The 26,369-nt window shown below is 32.7% G+C and carries 23 protein-coding genes and 6 tRNA genes; 24 read left to right on the forward strand and 5 right to left on the reverse strand.

The window, feature by feature from the left end:
- The 4 genes from MBBWO_RS03755 to MBBWO_RS03770 are packed head-to-tail and all read left to right on the forward strand — an operon-like array spanning nucleotide 1 to nucleotide 3,215.
- Nucleotides 1–870, forward strand: a complete 870-nt coding sequence (locus tag MBBWO_RS03755; protein ID WP_116669548.1) for a 2-oxoacid:ferredoxin oxidoreductase subunit beta — start codon at nucleotides 1–3, stop codon at nucleotides 868–870.
- Nucleotides 871–881: 11 nt separating this feature from the next.
- Nucleotides 882–1,427 (forward strand): 2-oxoacid:ferredoxin oxidoreductase subunit gamma, encoded by a 546-nt coding sequence (locus tag MBBWO_RS03760; RefSeq protein ID WP_116669549.1) that lies wholly within the window; start codon nucleotides 882–884, stop codon nucleotides 1,425–1,427.
- A 13-nt stretch (nucleotides 1,428–1,440) separates the two neighbouring features.
- Entirely contained in the window at nucleotides 1,441–2,553 is a 1,113-nt protein-coding gene (gene sucC, locus MBBWO_RS03765; protein ID WP_116669550.1) for an ADP-forming succinate--CoA ligase subunit beta, read from the forward strand.
- Between the two features lie 5 nt (nucleotides 2,554–2,558).
- Nucleotides 2,559–3,215, forward strand: a complete 657-nt coding sequence (locus MBBWO_RS03770) for a flavodoxin family protein (protein WP_116669551.1) — start codon at nucleotides 2,559–2,561, stop codon at nucleotides 3,213–3,215.
- A 23-nt stretch (nucleotides 3,216–3,238) separates the two neighbouring features.
- Here MBBWO_RS03770 and twy1 read toward each other — a convergent pair whose 3' ends face one another.
- Complete coding sequence (gene twy1, locus MBBWO_RS03775) at nucleotides 3,239–4,153, reverse strand: 4-demethylwyosine synthase TYW1 (RefSeq protein WP_116669552.1); 915 nt, start codon at nucleotides 4,151–4,153, stop codon at nucleotides 3,239–3,241.
- A gap of 133 nt (nucleotides 4,154–4,286) precedes the next feature.
- Between twy1 and tpiA the strand changes: the two genes are divergently transcribed.
- Complete coding sequence (tpiA, locus tag MBBWO_RS03780) at nucleotides 4,287–4,964, forward strand: triose-phosphate isomerase (RefSeq protein WP_116669553.1); 678 nt, start codon at nucleotides 4,287–4,289, stop codon at nucleotides 4,962–4,964.
- A 30-nt stretch (nucleotides 4,965–4,994) separates the two neighbouring features.
- Nucleotides 4,995–6,233, forward strand: a complete 1,239-nt coding sequence (locus MBBWO_RS03785; RefSeq protein WP_116669554.1) for a phosphoglycerate kinase — start codon at nucleotides 4,995–4,997, stop codon at nucleotides 6,231–6,233.
- Here MBBWO_RS03785 and thiE read toward each other — a convergent pair.
- Together thiE and thiM are read right to left on the reverse strand one after the other, a co-directional pair.
- Entirely contained in the window at nucleotides 6,230–6,865 is a 636-nt protein-coding gene (gene thiE / locus MBBWO_RS03790) for a thiamine phosphate synthase (RefSeq protein ID WP_243408461.1), read from the reverse strand. The two genes, MBBWO_RS03785 and thiE, sit on opposite strands and share 4 nt — an antisense overlap.
- A complete protein-coding gene (gene thiM / locus MBBWO_RS03795) occupies nucleotides 6,862–7,725 on the reverse strand; it encodes a hydroxyethylthiazole kinase (protein WP_394340365.1) in 864 nt (287 codons plus the stop codon). Before thiM ends, thiE begins: the two co-directional genes overlap by 4 nt.
- Before the next feature lie 225 nt (nucleotides 7,726–7,950).
- Here thiM and MBBWO_RS03800 point away from each other — a divergent pair.
- The 18 genes from MBBWO_RS03800 (at nucleotide 7,951) to MBBWO_RS03885 (ending at nucleotide 22,902) form a co-directional block, all read left to right on the forward strand.
- Nucleotides 7,951–8,024, forward strand: a tRNA-Thr gene (locus MBBWO_RS03800).
- A gap of 131 nt (nucleotides 8,025–8,155) precedes the next feature.
- Nucleotides 8,156–8,230, forward strand: a tRNA-Pro gene (locus MBBWO_RS03805).
- A gap of 4 nt (nucleotides 8,231–8,234) precedes the next feature.
- A tRNA-Tyr gene (locus MBBWO_RS03810) sits at nucleotides 8,235–8,308 on the forward strand.
- A gap of 155 nt (nucleotides 8,309–8,463) precedes the next feature.
- Nucleotides 8,464–8,535: transfer RNA gene (locus tag MBBWO_RS03815), tRNA-Asp, on the forward strand.
- Nucleotides 8,536–8,570: 35 nt separating this feature from the next.
- Nucleotides 8,571–8,644: transfer RNA gene (locus MBBWO_RS03820), tRNA-Lys, on the forward strand.
- Nucleotides 8,645–8,695: 51 nt separating this feature from the next.
- Nucleotides 8,696–8,929: a DNA-directed RNA polymerase subunit H gene (locus tag MBBWO_RS03825; protein WP_116669557.1), complete on the forward strand. Its 234-nt coding sequence runs from the start codon at nucleotides 8,696–8,698 to the stop codon at nucleotides 8,927–8,929.
- Between the two features lie 273 nt (nucleotides 8,930–9,202).
- On the forward strand, nucleotides 9,203–10,756 hold the full coding sequence (locus tag MBBWO_RS03830; RefSeq protein ID WP_116669558.1) for a DNA-directed RNA polymerase subunit B'': 1,554 nt from the start codon (nucleotides 9,203–9,205) through the stop codon (nucleotides 10,754–10,756).
- Between the two features lie 19 nt (nucleotides 10,757–10,775).
- On the forward strand, nucleotides 10,776–12,596 hold the full coding sequence (rpoB, locus tag MBBWO_RS03835; RefSeq protein WP_116669559.1) for a DNA-directed RNA polymerase subunit B: 1,821 nt from the start codon (nucleotides 10,776–10,778) through the stop codon (nucleotides 12,594–12,596).
- A gap of 18 nt (nucleotides 12,597–12,614) precedes the next feature.
- Nucleotides 12,615–15,344 carry a DNA-directed RNA polymerase subunit A' gene (locus MBBWO_RS03840; RefSeq protein ID WP_116669560.1) on the forward strand — a complete coding sequence of 910 codons (2,730 nt, stop codon included), beginning with the start codon at nucleotides 12,615–12,617 and terminating at the stop codon, nucleotides 15,342–15,344.
- Nucleotides 15,345–15,356: 12 nt separating this feature from the next.
- Complete coding sequence (gene rpoA2, locus MBBWO_RS03845; RefSeq protein WP_116669561.1) at nucleotides 15,357–16,502, forward strand: DNA-directed RNA polymerase subunit A''; 1,146 nt, start codon at nucleotides 15,357–15,359, stop codon at nucleotides 16,500–16,502.
- Between the two features lie 12 nt (nucleotides 16,503–16,514).
- Nucleotides 16,515–16,814, forward strand: coding sequence for a 50S ribosomal protein L30e (locus MBBWO_RS03850; protein ID WP_207771575.1), 300 nt, complete (start codon nucleotides 16,515–16,517; stop codon nucleotides 16,812–16,814).
- A gap of 6 nt (nucleotides 16,815–16,820) precedes the next feature.
- Entirely contained in the window at nucleotides 16,821–17,252 is a 432-nt protein-coding gene (locus MBBWO_RS03855; protein ID WP_116669562.1) for a NusA-like transcription termination signal-binding factor, read from the forward strand.
- 485 nt (nucleotides 17,253–17,737) lie between these two features.
- The gene (locus MBBWO_RS03860) at nucleotides 17,738–18,163 is read left to right on the forward strand and encodes a 30S ribosomal protein S12 (protein ID WP_116669563.1); all 426 of its coding nucleotides are present in this window, start codon (nucleotides 17,738–17,740) and stop codon (nucleotides 18,161–18,163) included.
- A gap of 14 nt (nucleotides 18,164–18,177) precedes the next feature.
- Nucleotides 18,178–18,738 (forward strand): 30S ribosomal protein S7, encoded by a 561-nt coding sequence (locus MBBWO_RS03865; RefSeq protein ID WP_116669564.1) that lies wholly within the window; start codon nucleotides 18,178–18,180, stop codon nucleotides 18,736–18,738.
- A gap of 25 nt (nucleotides 18,739–18,763) precedes the next feature.
- Nucleotides 18,764–20,959, forward strand: a complete 2,196-nt coding sequence (locus MBBWO_RS03870) for an elongation factor EF-2 (RefSeq protein WP_116669565.1) — start codon at nucleotides 18,764–18,766, stop codon at nucleotides 20,957–20,959.
- Nucleotides 20,960–21,128: 169 nt separating this feature from the next.
- A complete protein-coding gene (gene tuf, locus MBBWO_RS03875) occupies nucleotides 21,129–22,370 on the forward strand; it encodes a translation elongation factor EF-1 subunit alpha (protein ID WP_116669566.1) in 1,242 nt (413 codons plus the stop codon).
- A gap of 91 nt (nucleotides 22,371–22,461) precedes the next feature.
- Nucleotides 22,462–22,770, forward strand: a complete 309-nt coding sequence (gene rpsJ / locus MBBWO_RS03880; RefSeq protein ID WP_116669567.1) for a 30S ribosomal protein S10 — start codon at nucleotides 22,462–22,464, stop codon at nucleotides 22,768–22,770.
- Nucleotides 22,771–22,818: 48 nt separating this feature from the next.
- A tRNA-Ser gene (locus MBBWO_RS03885) sits at nucleotides 22,819–22,902 on the forward strand.
- A 107-nt stretch (nucleotides 22,903–23,009) separates the two neighbouring features.
- Here the strand turns inward: MBBWO_RS03885 and cobK are convergent.
- Both cobK and MBBWO_RS03895 read right to left on the reverse strand, forming a co-directional pair.
- On the reverse strand, nucleotides 23,010–23,807 hold the full coding sequence (gene cobK / locus MBBWO_RS03890; protein WP_116669568.1) for a precorrin-6A reductase: 798 nt from the start codon (nucleotides 23,805–23,807) through the stop codon (nucleotides 23,010–23,012).
- Between the two features lie 9 nt (nucleotides 23,808–23,816).
- The gene (locus MBBWO_RS03895; RefSeq protein ID WP_116669569.1) at nucleotides 23,817–26,363 is read right to left on the reverse strand and encodes a calcium-translocating P-type ATPase, PMCA-type; all 2,547 of its coding nucleotides are present in this window, start codon (nucleotides 26,361–26,363) and stop codon (nucleotides 23,817–23,819) included.
- Nucleotides 26,364–26,369 lie beyond the last annotated feature (6 nt).

Below are 26,369 nucleotides of genomic sequence, written 5' to 3' on the forward strand. Positions count from 1 at the left end.
ATGGAAAATAGTAATCCTTATGGAAATAAGTTTTTACCATATTTAAGAGAAGATAGGCTTCCTCATATCTTTTGTCCAGGTTGTGGAAATGGTACTATCATGAATGCATTTATTAAAGGTATGGAAAAAGCAGAAATGGACTTTGATAGTGTAGCTATGGTTTCTGGAATTGGATGTTCTTCAAGAATTCCTGGTTATATGGATTGTGATTCTCTTCATACTACTCACGGAAGAGCTTTAAGTTTCGCAACTGGTTTAAAAGTATCTAATCCTGATTTAAATGTTGTTGTTTTCTCAGGTGATGGAGATGCTGCTTCTATTGGTGGTAACCATTTAATCCATGCAGCTAGAAGAAATATTAATTTAACTGTTATTTGTGTTAACAATAATATTTATGGGATGACTGGTGGTCAGATTAGTCCTACTTCTCCTAAAGGAAGTTTTGGAACAACTGCACCTTATGGTACTGATGATTCTCCATTTAAATTAGCTGAACTTGTAGCAGCTGCTGGTGCAACTTATTCTGCAAGATGGACCACTTTACAAATTGAAAATTTAGTTGGTTCTATTAAAACTGGTTTAAAAAATAAAGGATTCAGTTTCATTGAAGTTGTTTCTCCTTGTCCTACTTATTATGGACGTAAAAATAAGTTAAGGACTCCAACAGCTATGGCAGTTACTATTAAAATAAATACTGTCTTTAAATCTGAAGCAGAGAGAATGAAAGAAAAAGATTTAGAAGGAAAAATCGTAGTTGGAGAATTTGCAAATAAAACAAAAGCAGAATTTACTGATAATATTCAAAATTTAAGTGAAAGATTATCTGGAGACAAAACTCTTATTAATTCTGCATATAGGGCTGATTTATAGAGGTTGATAAAATGAGACAAGAATTAAGAATTGGTGGATTTGGAGGTCAAGGAGTTATTATGGCTGGAATTATTGTAGGTAAAGCTGCATCACTTTTTGACAATAATGAAGCTGTTCAAACTCAATCCTATGGTCCTGAAGCTCGTGGTGGAGCTTCTAAATGTGAAGTTGTTATTAGTGATGATGAAATCGATTATCCTAAAGTTCAAAGCCCAGATATTTTAGTAGCTATGTCTAATGAGGCTTTAATCAAATATATTGTTGATTTAAAGGATAATGGTACTTTAATTGTAGATCCTGGAACAACTGATATTGAAGATGTTAAAGAGTTCATTGATGAACATAACATTAAAGTTTATGAGGCTCCTGCAACTAAAACTGCAGTTGATGACATTGGTCTTAAAATTGTAGCAAATATTGTTATGGTTGGAGCTATTACTAAAGTCACTGGAATCATATCTAAAGAAGCAGCTATGGAAGCTATTAATGATAGTGTACCTAAAGGAACTGAAGAAAAGAATATTGCTGCATTTAACGCAGGGTATGATTTAGTTTAATTGAGGAGTTATAATGAAGTTTTTTGAAAATGTAGCTAAAAGGATTTTTAAAAAAGAAGGAATTAAAATTCTAGAAGGTCATGTAGCTTACTCTCCTGAAGAAGCAGTATCCATATCTTCTGAAATGGGTGTTCCTGTAGCTATTAAAGCACAAGTTTTAATTGGTGGTAGAGGAAAAGCTGGTGGAGTAAAATTCGCTGATAACCCTGGTGAAACATTCAAAATAGCTGAAGAAATTTTAGGTATGGAAATCAGAGGAGAAAAAGTAAAACACCTTCTTATTGAGAAAAAAGCCAAAATTGTAAATGAATTTTTCGTAAGTGTTTCTATTGATAGGGCTGCTAAAAGACCTGTTATTATAGCAAGTAAAGAAGGTGGAGTTGAAATTGAAAACTTAGCAAAAGTAAGTCCTGAAAAGATTATCAAATATTATCCAAACCCTTTACTTGACTTTTTACCTTATGAAGCACGTGAATTAGCACGTAGAATGGGTGTCTCTTCAGAGTTAATTAGCCCTGTTGGAGATGTAATCTGGAAATTATACAATGTATTTGACAAGTATGATGCTGAAACAGCAGAGATTAACCCATTAGTTTTAACTGAAGATGAAGGTATTGTAGCTGCAGATGCTAAATTAGTTGTTGAAGATGATTCTTTATACAGACATGAAGATTTAGTAGACATGTTACACTATAAGAAGAAAGCAGTTGACTTTGTAAAACTTGATGGGGATATTGCTGTTATTGGAAATGGTGCTGGTTTAACCTTAACTGGTATGGATATGATTAAACTTAATCATGGGGAACCTGCTACCTTTTTAGATATTGGTGGTGGAGCTTCTGAAAACACTATTATGCAAGCATTAAACATTGTATTTAACTATGATCCAGTTAAAGTTGTATTCTTAAATGTTTTAGGAGGAATTACTAAAGCAGATGATGTAGCACGTGGTGTTGTTAAGGCTTTAGAAAATTCCAAACGTGATATTAAAATTGTTATTCGTTTAACTGGAACTAATGAAGAAGAAGGACAAAGAATTCTTGAAGAAGCAGGAATTCCTTATGAAATATCCATGGAAAAAGCTGCTAAAAAAGCTGTTGAATTGTGCAATTCTTTAAAAGCTTGATTAACATGAAATTTTTCGCAATTAATGGCAGTCCAAGACATAACTGTAACACTGCTCAGCTTTTAAAAGAATCATTAAAGGGTATTAAATCTATAATCTCCGATGCAGAAACAGAAATCATTAATCTATATGATATACCTTTTAATGGTTGTAAAAGTTGTTTTGCCTGTAAAAAAATTAATGGTCGCCATTATGGGAAATGTGTTTATAAGGATGACTTTAAACCTATATTAGAAAAAATTGTTCAGGCTGATGGGATTATTCTAGGTTCTCCAGTTTACTTTGGTGATGTTACTGGAAATATGAGGTCTTTTTTGGAAAGATTCATTTTCCCATTTTTTGTTTATGACAAAGAAGGAACCAGTTTGGCTCCAAAAAGAATGCCTTTGGCTTTTATTTATACAATGAATGTTTCCAAAGAAAATGCTTTGAACATGGAATATGAGCATTTCTTCTCAAAAACAGAATCTGTTTTAGAAAATATCTTTTCTAAACCTTTAAATCTTTATGCTTATGATACTTATCAATTTGATTACTCTAAATACAAAATGGAACTTTTTACAGAAGAACATAAAGCTAAAGTTAGAAAAGAACAATTTCCTAAAGATTTAAAAGCTGCTTTCAATATTGGTGTTGAAATAGCTAATAAATCTTTATTATAACTTTTTTTTTTAAAAAATAAAATTTATTGGAGTAATACAACACGGCTAATTTCGGATTCATTTACTATTTCTTTACCGCAGTGTTCTCCAATTTTACGTGCAAATTCTTTTACTTCATCAAAGGAAGGCATATTGTCCAAGGTTAAACGTTCTCTAGATGAACCTACGCACATATATGCTTTTATTTCAACAAAGGTAGGGTCTGCTTTTTTAATTAGGTTTCCATACTCTTCAGGATTTTCCATGTTTTTCCCTTTAACACAAGTTGTTCGTATGCATGTTCTGGAATTAAAACTAGCTAATGTTTCTAAGGATTCATTTAAATTTATCCAACCATCATTTATTTGAGGGTTACAGACATCATCATATATTTTTTTTGAAGGAGCATCTAAGGAAAGATATAGTTGGTATGGTTCTGTTTCTAAATTTTTTAATTTTTCCACATACTGACCATTACTTACTAAAAATGTTGTGAAATCTCTACGGTTGAACTCTGCGATTAACTCATCGATTTCTGGATAAAGTGTTGGCTCTCCAGCTAGTGAAATAGCTGCATTGGTTGGTGTTTTGGACTCTTCTAGCTTTTCACGATTTGCTTTATCATTTCCAAAAAATCCACATAATAAATTATTTTGAGCTTTAATAGCTTCATCTATTATGGTTTTAGGGTCATCGTATTCTCCTTCCCATTCTGTTTTGGTGTAAGATAAATCTCTCCAGCAGAATTCACATTCTTGCTGACAGTATGGGACTGCAGGAGACATTTGAAGACATCTGTGACTTTTAACACCATAAAATTTTTCTTTATAACAAACTCCTTTATCTAAAATACTTTGTTTAGTCCAGTGGCATATTTTTGCAGCAGCATGGCCATGTTGTCCTACAAATCTATACCCACTGTATTCTAATTTTTTCTGTGCTTCTTTTGTTAATGACATGGAAAATAATCCTTTATTTATTTTTAATTTATTTTATTATTCTTAATTGATTTAAATATATTGGGATAAATAGTAAAAACTTAAATGTTTTTAGTCTTAAATATATTAATTAAAATAGTCTTTGGTGAATTCAATGTCAAAAAATAGTAAACCAATTGTAATTTTAAACTACAAAACATATTTAGAATCAAGTGGGTTAAATGCATTAAAATTATCACAAGCTCTTGAAAGTGCAGCTGAGGAATCTGGAATTGAGATGATTGGAGCTCCTCAAGCAGCAGATTTATATAGAATTCATCAAGAAACTTCTATTCCAATATTTGCACAAAATATTGATCCTATTTCTCCTGGTGGACATACTGGACATGATTTAATTGATACCTTAATTGAAGCCGGAGTTAGTGGATCTTTAATTAACCATTCAGAAAAAAGAATGAAATTGGCAGATATTGATGAAGTTGTTAAACTAACTAAAGAAAATAACATATTATCTTGTGTTTGTACAAATAATATTGAAACAAGTAAAGCAGTAGCTACTTTATCTCCTGATTATGTAGCTGTAGAACCTCCTGAACTTATTGGTACTGGAATTCCTGTTTCCCAAGCTCAACCTGAAGTTGTAGAAGATACTGTTAAAGGGGTTAAAGAAATAGACAGTTCTATAAAAGTATTATGTGGTGCAGGCATATCTAATGGTGATGATATGAAAGCAGCTATTGATTTAGGTGCAGAAGGAGTTTTACTTGCATCTGGAATAATTAAAGCTGAAAATCCAAAAGATGCTTTACTTGAACTTGTTAGTAAATTATAATGAAAAAAAACTTTTTTGTTGTGTGAAAAGATGGCTAAGAAATTTAATACAATAGATGATTTTAATATTGAAGATAAAACTGTGCTAGTTAGAATTGATATTAATTCTCCTGTTGATCCAAGTTCAGGTATAATTTTAGATGATACAAGGTTATTGTTACATGCAGAAACTGTTAAAGAGTTATCTAAAAAAGGAGCTAAAGTTGTTATTTTAGCACATCAAAGTCGTCCTGGTAAAAAGGACTTCACAACTTTATCTCAACATGCAGATGCTTTATCAAAAATCTTAAAAATTAAAGTAAAATATATTGATTCTATTTTTTCAACTTCTGCAAAAGAAGCAATTAAAAATTTAAAATCTGGAGAAATACTCCTACTTGAAAATGTAAGGTTCTTTTCAGAGGAATCTTTATCAAGAACACCTCAAGAACAGTCTGAAACAGTTCTTGTTCGTGAACTTTCTCCATTAGTTGATTACTTTATAAATGACGCATTTGCAGCAGCTCACAGATCACAAACTTCTTTAGTTGGTTTCACTGTAAACACTCCATCAGCGGCAGGACGTGTTATGGAAGAGGAATTAACTGTTATTCAGGATGCTCTTGATAATGTTCAGCACCCTTGTGTATTCTTACTTGGTGGAATGAAACCGGATGATTCTATTGAAGTAATGGAAAATGTGTTAGCTAATGGAACTGCAGATACTGTTTTAACTACTGGTATTGTAGCTAACATATTTTTATGGGCTGCAGATGTGGATATTAAAGATATTAATAGGAATTTTATTGACAGCAGAGGATATAAATCAATGGTTCCTAAGGCCAAAGAGTTATTAGATGAATTCGGCGACAAAATTGTATATCCAAGTGATGTAGCTATTGAAAATGATGGAAAAAGGGAAGATGTTTCAATAGATGAGATTCCTGAAAACTCCATTTTTGATATTGGTATAAAATCAATTGGTGAATATGCTAAAATAATAAGGGACGCTAAAACAATATTTGCTAATGGTCCTGCAGGCGTATTTGAAAATCCTGATTTTGCAATGGGTACTGAAGACTTAATTAATGCAATTGCTAACTCCAATGGATTTTCTGTTATTGGTGGAGGACATATTGCAGCAGCAACCACTGCTTTAGGATGTGCTAATCAGATGGATCATGTAAGTAGTGGTGGTGGAGCATGTATCAGTATGCTTGCCGGTAAAAAATTAGCTGCTGTAGAAGCACTTATTGAATCTGCAAAAAAAGATTTAGATAAAAATATTTAATTTTTATCTATTTTTTCATTATATATTTTTAAAAGATTTTCACTAGCTATTTTAGGGTCTTTGGAATTCATTATTGCACTTACAACTGATATTCCAGCTATTCCAGTGCCTGCAAGTTCATTTGCGTTTTCTAATGTAATTCCTCCAATAGCTACTGTTGGTATGTTAATAGAACCTGTAACTTCTTTTAAGTCATCTTTTGTAATTGAAGGAGCATCATCTTTGGTTGCAGTTGGAAATACTGCTCCTGTTCCAATATAATCTGCACCATCTTTTTCTGCTTTTCTTGCCTCTTCAACTGTTGATGCAGATACTCCCAAAATCATTTCATCACCAATTAATGAGCGTGCAACATCAGCAGGCATATCTGTTTGTCCAATGTGCACTCCCTCTGATTTAATAGCTAATGCAACATCGATTCTATCATTTACAATTAAAGGAACATTATATTTTGAAGTTATTTCTTTTACTTTTAGTGCTAAATTATAAAAGTCAAGAGTTTCCCCTTCTTTTTCTCTTATTTGAACAACAGTTGTTCCACCTTTAATTGCTTCTTCTATAATTTCTAAAAATTCGTCGTCTGTTTTATTTCTTTTATCTGTTACAAGATAGAGGGATAAGTCTAGTTTCATAATATCTCAATTTTTGATTCGTTAATTAAACTTTCAACATTTGTTTTATAGAGGTAATCAATAAGGAAAGTTCTAAAGGATCCGGTTCCCAAATTATTTTCATCTACTTGTTCTCTTGCTTTTTCACCCGCTAAACTCATTGCAATACTTGCTAAAATACTTCCTTCAAATGGGTCATTTACTGCAACGCAGCTTCCAACAATTGAAGTTAACATACAGCCGCTTCCAGTAATTAATGGCATCATTTCATCGCCATTGTCAAGAACAATAGTTGTTTCACCATTGGAAATAATATCTAAAGGTCCACTAGCTATTACGACTGTATCAAGTTTTTTTGCAAGTTCCTTAACAAGATTTCCATTTATTTCTAAATTATCTCTGCTGATTATATCGTCTTCACTAACATCAACACCTTTTGCAGCACTTTCGGTGTTTAGAAGTCCAATTATATTAGCTATTGCTTTTATTTCAGAGATATTTCCTCTAATAGCAGTTATATTGTTATTTTCAACAAGGTATTTTATTGTGTTATTTCTTAATTGACTAATTCCTGCACCCACTGGATCAAGTACAATTGGGGTGTTGGTTTTAGTTGCATGAGCAGCACTTACATTCATTGCTTTAATCTGTTCCTTACTTAGTTTACCTATGTTTATTACAAGCACATCAGCTATTTCTACAACTTCCTCCATTTCTTCTTCATCTTCTGCCATTATAGGAGAACCTCCAATAGCTAATACTGCATTTGCACAATCATTAATAGTTACTGAATTGGTTATACAATGTGTTAAAGGATTATTTTCTCTTACATTTTCTAAAGAGTTTTTTAAATTCTCTTTTATATCTTCTACATTATTTATCATGATTATTCATTATGTTTGGTGTTATATAAATTTTTCTTTACAATTAATTTTCTATTTATATATGTTTCATTCATTTTTTCTATGCTTTAAATAAATTTTATCAGATAGTTGTTGTTTTTAGATGGTTCTTTTTTTAATTTTGTTCATATTGGCTCTGTTTCTTTAAACATAGTAAACTATTTAAATAACTTTATATAAAATTTATATTGTTCGATATATGGTGCCTCGATAGCTCAGTCTGGTGGAGCGCGAGACTTGTAATCTCGTGGTCGCGGGTTCAATTCCCGTTCGGGGCTTTAAAAATTTAAGTATATTTTTTCAATTTATTTACTTAGATTTTTGATTTTTCATGAATTAATGAAAAACTTTATATATTACTTCCTACAAACTAATAAAAGTATGATGTAATGTATGTCATATATTGTATGGGACCGTAGGGTAGCTTGGTCGATCCTTTGGGCTTTGGGAGCCTGAGACTCCGGTTCAAATCCGGGCGGTCCCATTGTCCCGCCTTAGCTCAATTTGGCAGAGCGTTGGACTGTAGATCCAAATGTTGCTGGTTCAAGTCCGGCAGGCGGGATTTGATTTCATATGTTGTAATGGTTTTTATTCATGTTATATGAAAATATTAAAAAAATGCTATTTTGTCGAAACCTTTATATACTATGAAATTCAATAAGTTATACTATATGCATGTTTAATAATGTTCGATTAAACATGTTGCATTGAATATTTGCCCTGGTGGTGTAGGGGCTATCATGTGGGCCTGTCGAGCCCGCGACTCGGGTTCAAATCCCGGCCAGGGCGTTTCAAATATTTAATGGTAGTAATTTGTATCATGTGGGCCCGTAGCTCAGTCTGGCAGAGCGCTTGGCTTTTAACCAAGCGGCCGCGGGTTCAATTCCCGTCGGGCCCGCTTCTAATTTTATATTTTAATATTTTAACTTTTCTAGCTGGAGGAAAAAATTTGAAAATTGATATTTTAGAACATATGCTTGTTCCTAAGCATGAAATCATGTCTGATTCTGAAATAGAAGATGAACTTAGCGATGCTGATTTTGTTAAAGAAAATCTTCCCAAAATTAAAATCGAGGATCCTGTTGTTAAACATATCGATGCTAAAGTAGGGGATGTTTTAAGAATTACTCGTGACAGTCCTACTGCAGGTGAATTTATAACCTATAGGATTGTTGATGGTTAAAAATGGTTTATTTAATATAATTTTAGAGAAGAAGTGTTAAATTTAAATTAGTATTTAATTTCTGTGTTTTTTGTTTTTATTATTAGAAATTCAATATAATAAATTTGAACTTGATTTGAGAGGAATTATCTAAATGGAGATAGTTATGAGTAAATTAAGAATAATAATCAAATGAATTATTAATAAGAATTTTAATTAGTTTTTTCTAATCTTATTAGTTTATTTTTGTTTAGTTATTTATTTTTAAGAACGTTTGGTATCTGGAGGAAGTCAATGAAAAATAATAACTGGGAGTTAGTTAACGCATTTTTTGATGAGCATGATTTAGGTGATCATCATATAAAATCATACAACGATTTTGTTAATAATAGAATTCAAAAAATTATCAACAATATCTATGATAATGAACCGTTAACTTTAGAAAATGGAAAATATACTGTGAAATTTGGTAAAGTTTCTATTAAAAAACCATTTACTAAAGAAGCAGATGGTTCAAAAAGTGAAATCTTTCCAACTGAAGCAAGACTTAGGAACTTAAATTATTCTGCTCACATGTACCTTGAAATGGCCTTAAATGAGGAAGGTGAAGAGGAAAACGAGTTAGAAGAAGTTTATATTGGTGAATTGCCAGTAATGCTTAAATCTGACATTTGTCATTTAAATGGTCTTTCTGAAGAAGAATTAATTGAATGTGGTGAAGACCCTCAAGATTTAGGAGGTTACTTCATTGTAAATGGTTCTGAAAGAGCTGTTGTTACAATGGAAGAAATCGCACCAAATAAAATAATTCTTGAACGTATTGGTGAAGTTGAAGAAAGAAGAGCAAAAGCTATTGTTACTTCTATTAATAGTGGTTTCAGAGCTAGGATTTCATTAGAATATAAAAAACCTCGTAAAAGTGGTGTTTTCTTAAGAATCTCTTTCCCTTATGTTCCTGGAGAACTTCCACTTGTAATTTTACTTAGGGCATTAGGTCTTGCAACTGATGAAGAAATTATTACTGCAATTTCTGATGATTTCAACTTCCAAATGATTATTGCAGATGATATTCAAGTATCTGAATCTTCTCTAAAATTAGATCAAAAAGAAATGGAAGGCATGGATAAAGAAGAAAGAAGAGAATACCTTCAAAGAGCAGCTATTAAATACATTGGTAATCGTGTAGCTAAAGGAATGCAAGAAGATTACAGAATAAAACGTGCTGAAGATGTAATCAATCGTTACTTATTACCTCACATGGGTCTTGAATCTGAAAGACGTGCAGATAAAGCTATTTACTTAGCTGAAATGACTGAAATGTTGCTTCAAGTTATTCATGAACAAAGAGAACCTCATGATAAGGACCACTACACTAACAAAAGACTTAGAGTTTCTGGAGATTTAATGGAAGACTTATTCAGAGTTGCTTTCACCAGTTTAACCAGAGATATGAGTTACCAACTTGAAAGAAGTATTTCTCGTGGAAAAGAACTTTCCATTAAACAAGCAGTACGTAGTGATGTTTTAACTGAAAATATTAAACATGCTATTGCAACTGGTAATTGGGTTGGTGGAAGAGCTGGTGTAAGTCAGCTATTAGACAGAACTAGTTATATGGGTACTCTTTCTCACCTTAGACGTGTAGTATCACCTTTAACCAGAAGTCAACCTCACTTTGAAGCTAGGGATTTGCACCCAACACAATTTGGTAAAATTTGTCCAAACGAAACCCCAGAGGGTCCTAATTGTGGATTGGTAAAGAACTTAGCTCTTATGTGTAATATATCTGAAGGTTCTGATGAACAAGAAATTAAAGATGTTATTGAAAAAATGGGAGTTTTAAATTAGGTTTCAAGGAGGGAAAAATTTGGATAATACTCAAAGTGCTAAAATTTATATTAATGGTGAACTTTTAGGTTCTTGTGATGATCCTGTTTCTTTCACTAATGAAATGAGAGAAAAAAGGAGAAATGGTGAAGTATCTCATGAAATGAACATTACTTACTATGAAGAAAATAATGAGATTTATATATTCAACGATTCTGGAAGAGCTAGAAGACCTTTAATCATTGTTGATGATGGTGTTCCTCGTCTTAAAGATGAACATTTAAATAAAATTTCTAAAGGTTCAATGAAATGGTCTGATTTAATTGAAAATGGTATTATTGAATACTTAGATGCTGAAGAAGAAGAAAACTCTTACATTGCAATGGGATTAAATGATTTAAATGAAGATCACACTCATTTAGAAATTGACCCAGCTACTATGTTAGGAATCTGTGCAGGAATTATTCCATTTTCAGATCATAACTCCTCTCCAAGGAACACTATGGAAGCAGGTATGACAAAACAAGCTTTAGGATTATATGTATCCAACTATGCTTTACGTACTGATACAAGGGCACATTTATTACACCATCCTCAAACTCCTATTGTTAAAACACGTATTATTGATGCAACTAATTATGATAAAAGACCATCCGGTCAAAATTTTGTGGTTGCTTTAATGTCTTATGAAGGGTACAATATGGAGGACGCAATGGTTATTAACAAAGGTTCTCTTGAAAGAGGTTTAGCAAGATCCTCTTTCTTTAGAGCATATGACACTGCTGAAAAAAGATACCCTGGTGGACAAGAAGATAAATTTGAAGTTCCTGATAAAAATGTTAAAGGATACCGTTCAGAAGAAGCTTACAGACACTTAGATGATGATGGTGTTGTAAACCCTGAATCATATGTTGAATCTGGAGATGTATTAATTGGTAAGACTTCCCCTCCAAGATTCTTAGAGGAAATCGATGAGTTTGGTACTGTAGCTGAAAAAAGAAGGGAAACTTCAGTTACTGTAAGACATGGTGAAAAAGGTATTGTTGATGCAGTTCTTTTAACTGAAACTGTTGAAGGAAGCAGATTAGCTAAAATCAGAGTAAGAGACACTAGGCAACCTGAATTTGGTGATAAATTTGCATCAAGACACGGTCAGAAAGGGGTTTTAGGTCTTATTTTATCTCCTGAAGATGTTCCTTTCACTGAAGATGGTGTTGTACCAGATTTAATTGTTAATCCTCACGCGATTCCATCTAGGATGTCTGTTGGACAGGTATTGGAAATGGTTGCAGGTAAAGCTGGTTGTCTTGAAGGAGAACGTGTTGATGGTACTCCATTCAACCCTGAACTTGAAACAATTATTAAAGAACAACTTCGTGAACATGGTTTTGAATCTGCAGGTTGTGAATCTTTATACAATGGTGTAACTGGTGAAAGAATTGAAGCTGAAATCTTTATTGGAGTAGCATATTACCAAAAATTACACCACATGACAACTGATAAAGTATATGCTCGTTCAAGAGGTCCTGTACAAGTGCTTACACGTCAACCTACTGAAGGTAGAGCTCGTGAAGGTGGTTTAAGGTTTGGAGAAATGGAAAGAGATTGTCTTATTGCACATGGTGCTGCTTTAACCTTAAAAGAAAGACTTTTAGATGAGTCAGATAAATATGAAGCTATTGTTTGTGAAAATTGTGGTATGTTAGCAGTTTATGATAAAAATAAAAATAAAAAATACTGCCCTATCTGTGGTGAAGTAGAAACATATCCTATTGAAATTTCATATGCATTTAAATTATTATTAGATGAGCTTAAGAGTTTATGTATTTTCCCTAAATTAGTTTTAGGAGACAAAGCATAGTTTTAAGGAGGTAATCTTTTGAAGGGTTTTATTAAAAAAATTGAACAAATTAATTTCGGACTTATGTCTCCTGAAGATATTCGTGAAATGTCTGTTGTCAAAATTGAAACTCCAGATACCTACGATGAAGATGGATATCCAATTGAAAACGGTTTAATGGATCCTCATCTTGGTGTTATTGACCCAAGTTTAAAATGTAGGACTTGTGGTTACCGTGGAGGAGAATGTCAAGGACACTTTGGTAGTATTGAGCTTGCAAGACCTGTTATCCATGTTGGTTTTGGTGATGTAATTCACAAAATTTTACGTTCAACTTGTAATGATTGTGGTCGTGCACTTTTAACAGATTCTGAAATTTTTGAGTACACTCGTAAAATTGAAGAAGCACAAGAAAATGGTGAAAGTTTAAACATTTTATTAAAAGAAATTTATGAAGTTGCTCGTAGAGAACAATGTCCTCATTGTGGTGAAGAACAAGAGGAAATTAGATTAGATAAACCTATTTCTATTGTTCAAGGTGACTACAAATTAACAGCTAGTGAAGTTAGGGAAAGACTTGAAAGAATCACTGATGAGGATGCTTTTGTTTTAGGTGTAAATCCTGAAGTTGCAAGACCTGAATGGTTAGTCTTAACTGTGTTACCTGTTCCTCCTGTAACTGTAAGACCTTCCATTACTTTAGATACTGGTGAAAGATCTGAAGATGATTTAACACATAAACTTGTAGATATTTTAAGAATTAATCAAAGATTAATTGAAAATATGGAAGCAGGAGCTCCACAATTAATCGTTGAAGATTTATGGGAATTATTACAATATCACGTAACCACTTACTTTGATAATGAGGCTTCTGGTGTTCCTCCAGCAAGACATAGATCTGGAAGACCTCTTAAAACCTTAGCTCAAAGGCTTAAAGGAAAAGAAGGTAGGTTTAGAAGTAACCTTTCTGGTAAACGTGTTAACTTCTCTGCTCGTACTGTAATTTCACCAGATCCAAACATTAGTATTAATGAAGTTGGTGTTCCTGAAATGATTGCAAAAGAAGTTACTGTACCTTCTTATGTAAATGAATGGAACATTGATGAAATGAGAAAACACATTGAAAATGGTCCTAATGTTCACCCTGGTGCTAATTATGTTATTAGAACCGATGGTAGAAGGATGAGAGTTGCTGATGAAACTAAAGAATTAATTCTTGAAAAATTAGAACCTGGTTTCATTGTTGAAAGACATCTTAAAGATGGGGATATGGTTCTCTTTAACCGTCAACCTTCACTTCACAGAATGTCTATGATGGCTCACGAAGTCAGAGTTTTACCTTACAAAACTTTCAGACTTAACCTTTGTGTATGTCCTCCTTACAATGCGGATTTCGATGGAGACGAAATGAACATGCACGTTTTCCAAACAGATGAATCTAGAGCAGAAGCTAAATCTTTAATGCGTGTACAAGAACACATTTTATCTCCTCGTTTCGGTGGACCAATTATTGGTGCAATTCACGACCACATTTCAGGAGCATATATGTTAACCAGAACTGGTTCCACTTTTACAGAAGAACAAGCATTCCAAATTATCCGTAAATCACATTTACCTATACCTGAATTTGTTAAAGCAAGTTCTGCTAAAGTTAAAGGAATGGGTTCTGATTGGATTTTATCTAAAGAGGAAGATCCTAAAACACAAAAAACTGTTGAAATCTTTATTAATGAAGATTATAAGAAAAAAGGTGATGAATGGACTGGTAAAGAATTATTCAGTTTATTATTACCTAATGACTTAAATCTTAATTATAAAGCTGAAATCTGTAGAAACTGTGATAACTGTATGGCAGAAGAATGTGAATATGATGCTTATGTAATTATTCATAATGGTTGTCTTTTACATGGTGCTATTGATGAAAAAGCATACGGTTCTTTCTCAGGTAAAATCTTAGATAAAATAATGAAAGAATATGGTGCTAGTAGAGCTAAAGAATTCCTTGACAGATCCACTGACTTAGCTATTTGTGGAATTATGAAAACTGGAATTACTACAAGTACTAATGATGAAGAAATTCCTGATGAAGCTCAAGAAAGAATTGCTGTTCATTTATCTAATGCTGAAGCTGAAGTAGATAAATTAGTTGCAGCTTATGATGAAGGAATTCTTGAAGCATTGCCTGGTAGAAGTCTTAAAGAAACTTTAGAGATGAAAATCATGCAAGTGTTAGGGGAAGCAAGGGATAAATCAGGGGATATTGCAGAAGATTATCTCCATATGAAAGGTGTGCTTCCAAACTACTCTGTAATTATGGCTCGTACTGGTGCAAGGGCATCTATGTTAAACCTTACTCAGATTACTGCTTGTGTAGGACAACAATCTGTTCGTGGTGGCCGTATCCATAGGGGTTACATTGATAGGACCTTACCTCACTTTAGAAAAGAGGAATTAGGGGCAAAAGCAAAAGGTTTTGTTCATTCCAGTTATAAAAGAGGATTAGATCCTATTGAATTCTTCTTCCACGCTATGGGGGGAAGAGAAGGACTTGTAGATACAGCTATTCGTACTGCACAATCTGGATATATGCAAAGAAGACTCGTAAATGCACTTCAAGATTTACAAGTTAAACCATCTGGACTTGTTACAGATAATCAAGGTAAAGTTATTCAAACCATGTTTGGTGAAGATGGAGTAGATCCTGCTAAAAGTGACTTTGGTAAAGCAGCTGATTTAGATAAAATTATTGACGAAATGAGGATAAAATAAGGGGGTTGTAACATGGATGAAACAATTGCTATAGTTCAAGAAGCTCTCAAGAAAGCAGATATCGAATTTCCAGATAGTTATGTTAAAGATTTAGCTTCTGCTTATGTTCGCAGAGATTTATCTGATGATGAGTTAGAAGAATTAATCTATAAAGTAAAAGCAGCCTATGACCGAGCTCATGTAGAAGCTGGAGAGGCTGTTGGAACAGTAGCTGCACAATCTGTTGGTGAACCAGGTACTCAGATGACTATGCGTACTTTTCACTATGCAGGGGTAGCAGAATTAAACGTTACCCTTGGTTTACCAAGGCTTATTGAGATTGTGGATGCTAGGAAAAAGATTTCTACTCCAACTATGGATATTTACTTTGAAGAAGGTAAAAATCAAGATGAAGAATTTGTTAAAACATTAGCAAATCACATCGGTAAAAGTAATCTTAATGACATTATCTCTGAATTTTACTTAAACTATGCTGAAATGAAAGTTGAGGCAACTTTAGATGAAAATAAAATCAAAGATAAAAGATTAGATTATGATACAATTGTTCAAAAAATTGAAAAAGCATTTAAAAAATCTGTCATCAAGGATTATCAACTTACTGTTGAACCTACTAAACCATCTATTCGTGAACTCCGTCTTTTAGCAGACAAAGTTCGTGATTTACAGATTAGTGGTATCAAAAGAATTGGTAAAGTTATTATCCGTAAAGAAGATGAATGGATTATCCATACAGAGGGTTCAAATCTTGGAGATGTTCTTGAAATTGATGGTATAGACAAAGTTAGAACAACCACTAACGATATTCATGAAATTGAACAAGTTTTAGGAATTGAAGCAGCACGTAAATCTATCATTAATGAGATTAAAAATACTCTCGAAGGACAAGGTCTTAGTGTTGATGATAGACATATCATGCTTGTTGCAGATACAATGACTTCTGAAGGTGTTGTAAAATCTATTGGAAGACATGGTATTAGTGGTGAAAAATCAAGTGTTCTAGCTCGTGCAGCTTTTGAAGAAACTGGTAAACATTTACTTAACGCAAGTATTCGCGGTGAAGTAGATCATTTAACAGGTATCATCGAAAATATTATTATTGGACAACCAATACCTCTTGGTACCGGTTCAGTCGGTGTCAAAATGGCAAATAAAAAATAAATAGGAGGCTAGATGATGGACGTAGATAGAGGTATCAGAGTAGCTGTAGACACAGGAGATGTGACTTTAGGCTCTGAAAAATCAATTCAATCTTTAAAATTAGGAAAAGGCCAACTTGTTATTGTTGCTGCTAATAGTCCTAAAGATATTGTTGAAGATGTTGAATATTATGCAAAACTCTCAGAAATCCCTTCCTACACCTACGAAGGTTCTAGTGTAGATTTAGGTTCTGTCTGTGGTAAACCATTTACCGTTGCTACATTAATCATAAACGATCCAGGAGATTCTACTATATTAGAAGATTTGAGGTAGATTTAAGTGTCTATTAAATTCACTGCAAATGAAATTAGATACATAGCTCTTTTCGAAAATATGACAGGGGCAATGGTTAAAGATTGTATTATTGACGATGAAAATGGTAAAGTTACCTTTGTTGTTAAAAATGGTGATATGGGTTTAGCTATTGGTAAAAAAGGTAGTACCGTATCAAAAGTTCAAAGAGCAGTTGATAAAGGAGTTGAGATTATTGAGTTGTCTGATGATCCAATTCAATTTATTAAAAATATTTTATCTCCTGCTGAATTACAATCAATTAAAGTTCTCCAAAGAGAATCCGGAGAAAAAATAGCTACTGTCACAGCAGATAATACAAATAAACGTATTGCTATTGGAAAGAATGGGATTAACATTGAAAGAGCTAAATTATTAGCTAAAAGACAACACAATATAAGTAATATTATTTTAAAATAGCTATTTTTCAGCTATTTTACATATTACTTATTTTTAGACACTTTTATATTCATTTATTTTAATTAATTTTCAGTTTATGCGAACTTTATTTTTATATTATTTTTATTTTTTTCATTAAAAATTATCTAAAAAAACATACCTTTATATGTGTTTAAATAGATAATTTAATACAAGATATTTTAATAAAAGATATCGTTAAATTTATTTTTAACAAAGTCTGTAACTGTGTGCGTTTTTGTTATGGTTCTTTATTATATCTTTTTTTATGTATCTTTCATTTAGATAAAGAATATTTATCTATTTATTTAATATTAGCTGATTTTAGCTAGTATATTAACTTACAACACAGTCTAGTTATAATTATGGATTTTGATTGTATTATTTGAATTAATCAAGCAAATAATATAAATCGCAGCGGTGGATTCATTTATTATTGTTAGTCTGATTAATATAATTAATTTATCAAAAAGATTAGAGGAAAAATTATGCCAGGACTTTTTGCTGCAAAAAAACTTAAAAAAAATAGACAAAATTTTAAGTGGAAAGACGTGGATTACAAAAGGAAAGCTTTAAGATTAGATGTTAAAGCAGACCCTCTTGAAGGAGCTCCTCAAGCTAGAGGAATTGTAATCGAAAAAGTAGGAATCGAAGCTAAACAGCCTAACTCCGCGATCCGTAAATGTGTTCGTGTTCAATTAATTAAAAATGGTAAACAATTAACTGCATTTGCTCCAGGTGATGGTGCTATCGGTTTTATTGATGAACACGACGAAGTAATGATTGAAGGAATTGGAGGACCATCTGGTAGGTCTATGGGAGATATTCCTGGAGTTCGTTGGAAAGTATCTAAAGTAAATAATGTTGCTTTAGCTGAGATGGTAAGTGGAAAAATAGAAAAACCTGTAAGATAAGGATGGTAATTTTTATGAGTAAATTATTTGATAAATGGGAACTTAATGAAGTCAAAGTTGACGATTTAGGTTTAGTAAAATACATCTGCTTAGATGAAACACTTGTTCCTCATACTTCAGGTAGACACGTAAAAAGACAATTTGCAAAATCTAAAGTATCTATCATTGAAAGATTAATGAATAAAATTATGAGGACTCATATTAATTCTGGTAAAAAGAATAAAGCTTACAACATTGTAAAAGAAGCATTAGAAATTATCAACCAAAGGACTAAAAAGAACCCTGTTCAAGTTTTAGTTACTGCAGTTGAAAATACTTCTCCTCGTGAAGAAACCACTCGTATTAAATATGGTGGTATTGGATATCAAGTTGCTGTTGATATTTCTCCACAAAGAAGAGTGGATTTATCCTTAGGTTTCTTAACTAGAGGAACTTTACAATCTTCATTCAAAAACAGAAAATCTGTTGCTGAATGTTTAGCTGATGAGTTAATTCTTGCTTCTGAAGAAGATTCAAGAAGTTTCGCATTACAGAAAAAAGAAGAAAAAGAAAGAGTAGCTAAAGCAGCTCACTAATTATATTAATTTATAGGTGATTTCTTTGAGTAGAAGAGACAAAATGATTTCAAAGATTAAGGATTTAATGTACAAACCTGATTCTATCAGGAACATTGGTATTTGTGCTCACATTGACCACGGTAAAACTACATTATCTGATAACCTCTTAGCAGGTGCAGGAATGATTTCTGAAGAACTTGCTGGTGATCAAAGGTTTTTAGATTTTGATGAGCAAGAACAAGCTCGTGGTATTACTATTGATGCAGCTAACGTTTCAATGGTACACGAATACAAAGGCGATGAATATTTAATCAACTTAATCGATACTCCAGGTCACGTTGACTTTGGTGGAGACGTAACTCGTGCTATGAGAGCTGTAGATGGTGCAGTAGTTGTAGTTTGTGCTGTTGAAGGTATTATGCCTCAAACTGAAACTGTACTTAGACAAGCTTTAAAAGAAAATGTTAAACCTGTTTTATTCATTAACAAAGTAGACAGATTAATTAATGAGTTAAAATTAGATCCTGAAGAATTACAAAAAAGGTTCATTAACATTTACATGGAAGCTAACAAATTAATCAAAAATATGGCTCCTGAAGATAAAAAAGAAGAATGGGCTGTTGACTTCACTGATGGTAGTGTAGCTTTCGGTTCAGCTTACCACAATTGGGCTATTAACGTTCCAACCATGCAAGAAACTGGAGTAAACTTCAAAGACATTATTGATTACTGTAATGAAGATAAACAAAAAGAATTAGCTCAAAAAGTACCTTTATCTGATGTATTACTTGGTATGGTAGTAGAACACTTACCTTCCCCTAAAGTATCCCAACAATACAGGGTACCTAATATATGGGATGGAGATATTGAATCTCCTGCAGGTAACGGTATGATTACTACTAACCCTGACGGACCTTTAGCTGTAATGGTTACAAATGTATCTGTTGATAAACACGCTGGTGAAATTGCAACTGGTAGGGTTTACGGTGGATCTATTGAAAAAGGTACTGAAGTATACTTAGTTGGTTCCCACTCTAAATCTAGAGTACAACAAGTAGGTGTTTACTTCGGTCCTGAAAGAGTTAACACTGATGCAGTTCCTGCAGGTAACATTGTATACATTGCAGGTGCAAAAGGTGCAATTGCTGGGGAAACTATCTGTTCTCCTGAAGACAAAATTAAAGAGTTTGAAGGTTTAGAACATATTTCAGAACCAGTAGTTACTGTAGCTGTTGAAGCTAAAAACACTAAAGACTTACCTAAATTAATTGAAGTATTAAGACAAGTAGCTAAAGAAGACCCTACTATTAAAGTTGATATCAACGAAGAAACTGGTGAACACTTAGTTTCTGGTATGGGTGAGCTTCACTTAGAAGTTATTGGATACAGAATCCAAGAAAAAGGTGTAGACATCCAAACTTCTGAACCTATTGTTGTATACAGAGAAACTGTATCTGCACTCTCTCCAGAAGTTGAAGGTAAATCTCCAAACAAACACAACAGATTCTACATTACTGTTGAACCTTTAGAAGATGAATTATTCAAAGCTTTACAAGAAGGAGATTTAAAAGAAGGTAGAGTTAAAGGTAAAGAAGCTGCTAACGACTTCATGGAATATGGTTTAGATAAAGAAGAAGCTAGAAGAGTCTGGTCTGTTCACAACAGAAGTTTATTCATTAACATGACTCGTGGTATTCAATACTTAGATGAAGTTAAAGAACTTTTACTTGAAGGATTTGAATCTGCACTTGAAGATGGTCCATTAGCAAATGAAATCGCTATGGGATTAAAATTAAAACTTCACGATGCAAAACTTCACGAAGACGCAGTTCACAGAGGACCTGCACAAGTATTACCTGCTATTAGGAAAGCTATTTATGCAGCTATCATGTCTGCTGACCCTGCATTACTTGAACCTATGCAAAAAGTATTTATCAGCACTCCACAAGATTACATGGGTGCATGTACTAGGGAAATCCAAAACAGAAGAGGTCAAATTGTAGACATGAGCCAAGATACTGGTGATATGGCTACTATTGAATCTAAAGTTCCTGTAGCTGAAATGTTTGGTTTCGCTGGTGACATCAGATCCGCAGCAGAAGGTAGATGTTTATGGTCTACTGAAATGGCTGGTTTCGAAAGATTACCAAGAGAAATGCAAAAACAAATTGTTAAAGAAATCAGACAAAGAAAAGGTTTATCTGATGAACCTTATGGTCCTGAACATTACTTAGGATAAACTTATAAAATTTAACTTTTAAATTTTTAATTTTATTTTTTTAATAAAATTATTATCAATTTAATAAGGAAAAACATTAGCTATTTATATTGGAAAGTTCAAGATATATTTAAGCTATCTTTAAGCTTAATATAATGTTTTTTCAATTTTTAAAAAAAGAGGTATTATAATGGCAAAAGCAAAAGAACATATTAATTTAGCATTTATTGGACACGTTGACCACGGTAAATCCACTTTAGTTGGACACTTATTATTAAAAGCTGGTGCAATCGCTGAACAACAATTAGATGACGGAGAAAACAAATTCAGATTTGTTATGGATAAATTAGGTGAAGAAAGAGAAAGAGGAGTAACCATCGACCTTGCTCACCAAAAATTCTCCACTAAAAAATACGACTACACTGTTGTAGACTGTCCTGGACACAGAGACTTCGTTAAAAACATGATCACTGGTGCTTCCCAAGCAGATGCAGGTGTATTAGTAGTTGCAGCAGATGACGGTGTAATGCCACAAACTAAAGAACACGTATTCTTATCCAAAACTTTAGGTATTAACCAATTAATCATCGCTATTAACAAAATTGACTTAGTAGACTACGATGAAAACAAATTCAACGAATTAAAAGAAGAAGTATCTACTTTAATCAAATCTGTAGGATTCAACCCTGCTGACGTACCTTTCATCCCTGTTTCCGCATTTGAAGGAGACAACATTAAAGAAGCAAGTTCTAACACCTCCTGGTACAAAGGACCAACTTTAATGGAAGCTTTAGATGAATTAAACGCACCTGAAAAACCTGTTGACTTACCATTAAGAATTCCTATCCAAGATGTATACTCCATTACTGGTGTAGGAACTGTACCTGTTGGAAGAGTAGAAACTGGTGTAATGAAAAAAGGTGAAAACGTAATATTTGAACCTGCAGGAGCTTCCGGAGAAGTAAAATCTATCGAAATGCACCACGAAGTATTCGAAACTGCTGAACCTGGTGACAACATCGGATTCAACGTAAGAGGTGTAGGTAAAAACGATATCAGAAGAGGAGACGTAGCTGGTCACGTAAGTGATGCTCCTACTGTAGCTAAAGAATTTGATGCACAAATTGTTGTTTTACAACACCCTGGTGTAATCACCGTTGGATACACTCCTGTATTCCACTGTCACACTTCTCAAGTTGCATGTACTTTCTTAGAATTAACTGCAAAATTAGATCCTGCAACTGGTCAAATTGCTGAAGAAAACCCTGACTTCTTAAAAACCGGTAACGCAGCATTCGTAAAAATTAAACCTACTAAACCTATGGTTATCGAAAACGCAAAAGTTATCCCACAAATGGGTAGATTTGCTATCAGGGATATGGGTCAAACTGTTGCTGCTGGTTTATGTACTGGTATTGAACCAGCTAAATAAGCAGGTTTTTCTTAAGTTAAACTAGAATATGGATTTTCCATATTCTTTTAAATTATTTTTCGGTTATTTTTTTTCGTGTTGGAGGATGAAAATGCAACAAGCAAGAATTAAGCTTACAGGAACAGACCCAGAAAAATTAGCTTATGTATGTGATCAACTTAAAAAGATTGCAGAAAGAACTGGTGTTGATTTATCTGGACCTATCCCATTACCTACTAAAAAATTAGTAGTTCCAACAAGAAAATCACCAGATGGTGAAGGAAAAGCTTCTTGGGAAAAATGGGAACTTAGAATTCATAAACGTTTAGTCGGAATTGGAGCTGACGAACGTGCTATGAGACAAGTTATGAAAGTTAATGTTCCTGATAATGTAAGTATTGAAATTGAACTTAAAGACTAAAATATTTAGATTTCTTCTAAATATTTTTTCTCATGTCTTTTATATCATGCCGAGATAGTCTAGTCTGGTAAGGCGCAGGACTTGAAATCCTGTGGAGTGTTCTCCGCCTGGGTTCAAATCCCAGTCTCGGCGTTATTTTTAATCTATTTTTTCTTTTATTACTATTTTTAAAAAATTTTATATTGAAATAGCTTTTTTTTGATTTAATAATATAAAAATAAGATATTTAACAAGATTAATTAATTAAGTTTTATTAATCTTTCATTTAATTCTTCAATTGAGTTAACTACATCCTTTTCATTTAATGATTCTATTATTGGTCTTGTAATGAGCACTACATCAATATTTTTTGAATTAGCTGCTTCTATTTTAGATATTACTCCACCTATGTCTCCACTTTCTTTTGTTATTATAACTGATGCATCAGTTTTTTCAATTAATCTTTCATTTTCTTCTGTAGTGGAAGTTCCTTTCATTGGAATAATATGATCTTTTATAACGCCTAATTTTTCACATTTTTCAAGAGAACTTTTTACTTCTAATATTCTTGGATAGAAATATTCTGGAGAAACATATTTTAAAATAGTTTCCATTGTATTGGCTCCTGCAAAATGTAATACATAAGATTGATTATATTTTTCAGCTATTAATTTTCCAGCATCATCAAATGAATTTACTTGAATGACTCGTGAATCATCAATATTTTCAAAGTTTGATGTAGGTCTTTCAAAACGAATATATGGTATTTTACAAATTTTTGAAACTTCAATTGCTGTATTTGTTACATGGGATGCAAATGGATGTGTTGCATCAATAAAAATATCAAAATTAGTTTTTCCATTTAAGATGTTTATTATTTCATCTTTTGGAAGGGGTTTAGCTATTGTGGCATCACTTCCACCATCAATAGCTAATTTAGATCCATATTCTGTGGTTGTAGTAGTTAAAATGTATGAATTGAAATTATTCTTAATAAATTTAATAATTTCAATTGACTCTTTGGTACCGCCCATTAAGAATACATTTAACTTTTTCATAATCAACCACTAATCGGTAGGTATTAACCTATTCATTATTCTGTCAGATATTAAGATTGTACATGCAACTAAAAAGATTAAAACCCAATCGATTAATCCAATAGCTGATGTTCTAAATATCATTTGGAGGTATGGGACATATATTACTAATAATTGTAATACAAAGGAGATTGCAATTGCTATGTATAGGTATGTACTTCTTTTGTCTGAGTTGGATTTGGCATTGTATGCGTTAAATAATTGATAAACAACAAACAATGTAAATGCAACAGTCATTGCTTTAGATTCTGTTTCACCAATGTTTAGATTATAAGCAAATAATCCTAAAGTACCTATAGCCATTACTGCACCTGCAACTATGATTTTGATTATCACTCTTTTATTTAAAATGTCTCCAGTTTCAGGCTTTCTGTCCATAATGTCTCTTTCTTCTCCTTCCATACCTAATGTTTGAGCTGGAGGACCATCCATAATAATGTTAATCCATAGTAATTGTACTGGATTAAATGGAATAGGTAAAGATGCAAATGAAGCACCTAAGATTGTTAAAATAGCCCCAATATTTGTGGAAACCTGGAATTTAACAAATCTTTTAATGTTATCATAAATTTTTCTTCCTTCTCTTATTGCTTTTACAATAGTTACAAAATTATCATCTTGAATAACCATGTCTGCTGATTCTTTTGCAACATCAGTACCTGATCCCATAGCAACTCCAATAGATGCTTTTTTAAGAGCAGGCGCATCGTTCACTCCATCTCCAGTCATTGAGACAATATTTCCTTTGTTTTGCAAGGTTTCAACAATTCTCATTTTTTGTTCAGGATAAACTCTTGCATAAACTTGAATATCATCTGCAGCTTTTAGATATTCTTCTTCACTTAAATCATCAAGTTCTTCACCGTTAATTACACGACCATCAGTTAATATTCCGATTTCTCTTGCAATTGCAGCTGCTGTTTCTTGGTGGTCACCAGTAATCATTTTAACTTGAATTCCGGCATCCATACAATCTTTAACAGCTATTTTTGCTTCTTCACGTGGTGGGTCCATCATTCCAACAAGTCCAGTGAAGATTAAGTCAGATTCAATTTCAGAAGATTTTTTGTCATCATCATAATTAAAATTCTTATAAGCAAGTCCAAGAACTCTAAGTGCAGAGTTTGTCATTTTACTTATATTTTTAATCATGTTTTCTTTAGTTTCATTATCAAGAATTTCAATGTTTCCATCTTTATCAATGTATTTACATAAGTCAAGAACTAATTCTGGAGCACCTTTAGTTAATACAATTGAATTTTCATTAGCTGATGTAGATAATGAGTGGATTGTTGTCATTCTTTTACGTACACTATCTAATGGAAGTTCTTTTATTCTTGGATATTCTTTTTCCAATTCGCTTTTAATGAAATTGTTATCTTCACCATATTTCATTATAGCTCCATCAGTTGGATCTCCAATAATTTTTCCATCTTTAATAGTTGTATTTGTACATAATCCGCAGATTAAGTAAGATTTTTCTTTATTAAATAATTCCTCTTCTCTTACAGTCATTTTATTTTCAGTTAATGTACCTGTTTTATCAGTACAGATAATAGTACATGAACCTAATGTTTCTACTGCAAGTAATCTACGAACAACAGCATTTGATTTAGCCATTTGTTGCATACCTAAAGCTAAAGTTAATGTTAAAACTGCAGGTAAACCTTCAGGAACTGCAGCCACTGCTAAAGATACTGCTGTCATAAATGTTTCGACAATAGGAATGTTTTTAAGAAGCTCTACAACGAATACGAATGCACATACTATAATTGCAATAATAGCTAATGTTTTTCCTAGTTTTCCAACTTTTGCTTGTAGTGGAGTTTCTTTTTCTTCTCCTTGAATCATTTCTGCTATTTTACCAATTGAGGTGTCCATTCCTATAGCAAATACAACACCTATTGCATTTCCTCCGACTACTGCAGAGTCCATATATGCAATATGGGAAGCTAATTGTTTTTCCACTTTTTTATCAGTTAAATCTAAAGATTCACTTCCATCATATTCTCCGGATTTAGTAACTGGTCTTGATTCTCCAGTTAAAGAGGATTCATCAATTCTTAATTCATTAGTTTCAATTAATATGAGATCTGCTGGAACTTTATCTCCTTCTTCAAGAAGAACGATATCTCCAATAGTTAATTCGTTTCCAGCTACTTTTACAACTTCACCATTTCTTTTAACTACAGCTTCAGTTGATACTAAACTTTTCAGTTTTTCCATAGCTTTTTCAGCACGATATTCTTGAATAAAACCAATTACTGCATTTAATATTACAACAATTAAAATTACACAGGTATCAATAACATCTCCAACAAAGTAAGCTGCAATAGCTGCAACTATTAAAAGGAGAATTAACACATCTGCAAATTGTAATAAAAAAAGAACAATTGGGTGCTTTTTCTTTTCTTCTTTAAGTTCATTAGGTCCATATTTCTCAAGTCTTGCACTAGCTTCCTGAGAACTTAAACCATTTAAAGAAGTTTTAAATTTCTCTAATATCTTGTCCTTCATTGTTAT

This window comes from Methanobrevibacter woesei (genome assembly GCF_003111605.1).
Classification (GTDB): Archaea; Methanobacteriota; Methanobacteria; order Methanobacteriales; family Methanobacteriaceae; genus Methanocatella; species Methanocatella woesei.

Excerpts from the sequence above, each read along its gene's own strand:
- MBBWO_RS03755 (WP_116669548.1), top strand. The coding sequence starts at position 1 with ATGGAAAATAGTAATCCTTATGGAAATAAGTTTTTACCATATTTAAGA.
- MBBWO_RS03760 (WP_116669549.1), top strand. The coding sequence starts at position 882 with ATGAGACAAGAATTAAGAATTGGTGGATTTGGAGGTCAAGGAGTTATT.
- sucC (WP_116669550.1), top strand. The coding sequence starts at position 1,441 with ATGAAGTTTTTTGAAAATGTAGCTAAAAGGATTTTTAAAAAAGAAGGA.
- MBBWO_RS03770 (WP_116669551.1), top strand. The coding sequence starts at position 2,559 with ATGAAATTTTTCGCAATTAATGGCAGTCCAAGACATAACTGTAACACT.
- twy1 (WP_116669552.1), bottom strand. The coding sequence starts at position 4,153 with ATGTCATTAACAAAAGAAGCACAGAAAAAATTAGAATACAGTGGGTAT.
- tpiA (WP_116669553.1), top strand. The coding sequence starts at position 4,287 with ATGTCAAAAAATAGTAAACCAATTGTAATTTTAAACTACAAAACATAT.
- MBBWO_RS03785 (WP_116669554.1), top strand. The coding sequence starts at position 4,995 with ATGGCTAAGAAATTTAATACAATAGATGATTTTAATATTGAAGATAAA.
- thiE (WP_243408461.1), bottom strand. The coding sequence starts at position 6,865 with ATGAAACTAGACTTATCCCTCTATCTTGTAACAGATAAAAGAAATAAA.
- MBBWO_RS03830 (WP_116669558.1), top strand. The coding sequence starts at position 9,203 with ATGAAAAATAATAACTGGGAGTTAGTTAACGCATTTTTTGATGAGCAT.
- rpoA2 (WP_116669561.1), top strand. The coding sequence starts at position 15,357 with ATGGATGAAACAATTGCTATAGTTCAAGAAGCTCTCAAGAAAGCAGAT.
- MBBWO_RS03850 (WP_207771575.1), top strand. The coding sequence starts at position 16,515 with ATGATGGACGTAGATAGAGGTATCAGAGTAGCTGTAGACACAGGAGAT.
- MBBWO_RS03860 (WP_116669563.1), top strand. The coding sequence starts at position 17,738 with ATGCCAGGACTTTTTGCTGCAAAAAAACTTAAAAAAAATAGACAAAAT.
- MBBWO_RS03865 (WP_116669564.1), top strand. The coding sequence starts at position 18,178 with ATGAGTAAATTATTTGATAAATGGGAACTTAATGAAGTCAAAGTTGAC.
- tuf (WP_116669566.1), top strand. The coding sequence starts at position 21,129 with ATGGCAAAAGCAAAAGAACATATTAATTTAGCATTTATTGGACACGTT.
- rpsJ (WP_116669567.1), top strand. The coding sequence starts at position 22,462 with ATGCAACAAGCAAGAATTAAGCTTACAGGAACAGACCCAGAAAAATTA.
- cobK (WP_116669568.1), bottom strand. The coding sequence starts at position 23,807 with ATGAAAAAGTTAAATGTATTCTTAATGGGCGGTACCAAAGAGTCAATT.
- MBBWO_RS03895 (WP_116669569.1), bottom strand. The coding sequence starts at position 26,363 with ATGAAGGACAAGATATTAGAGAAATTTAAAACTTCTTTAAATGGTTTA.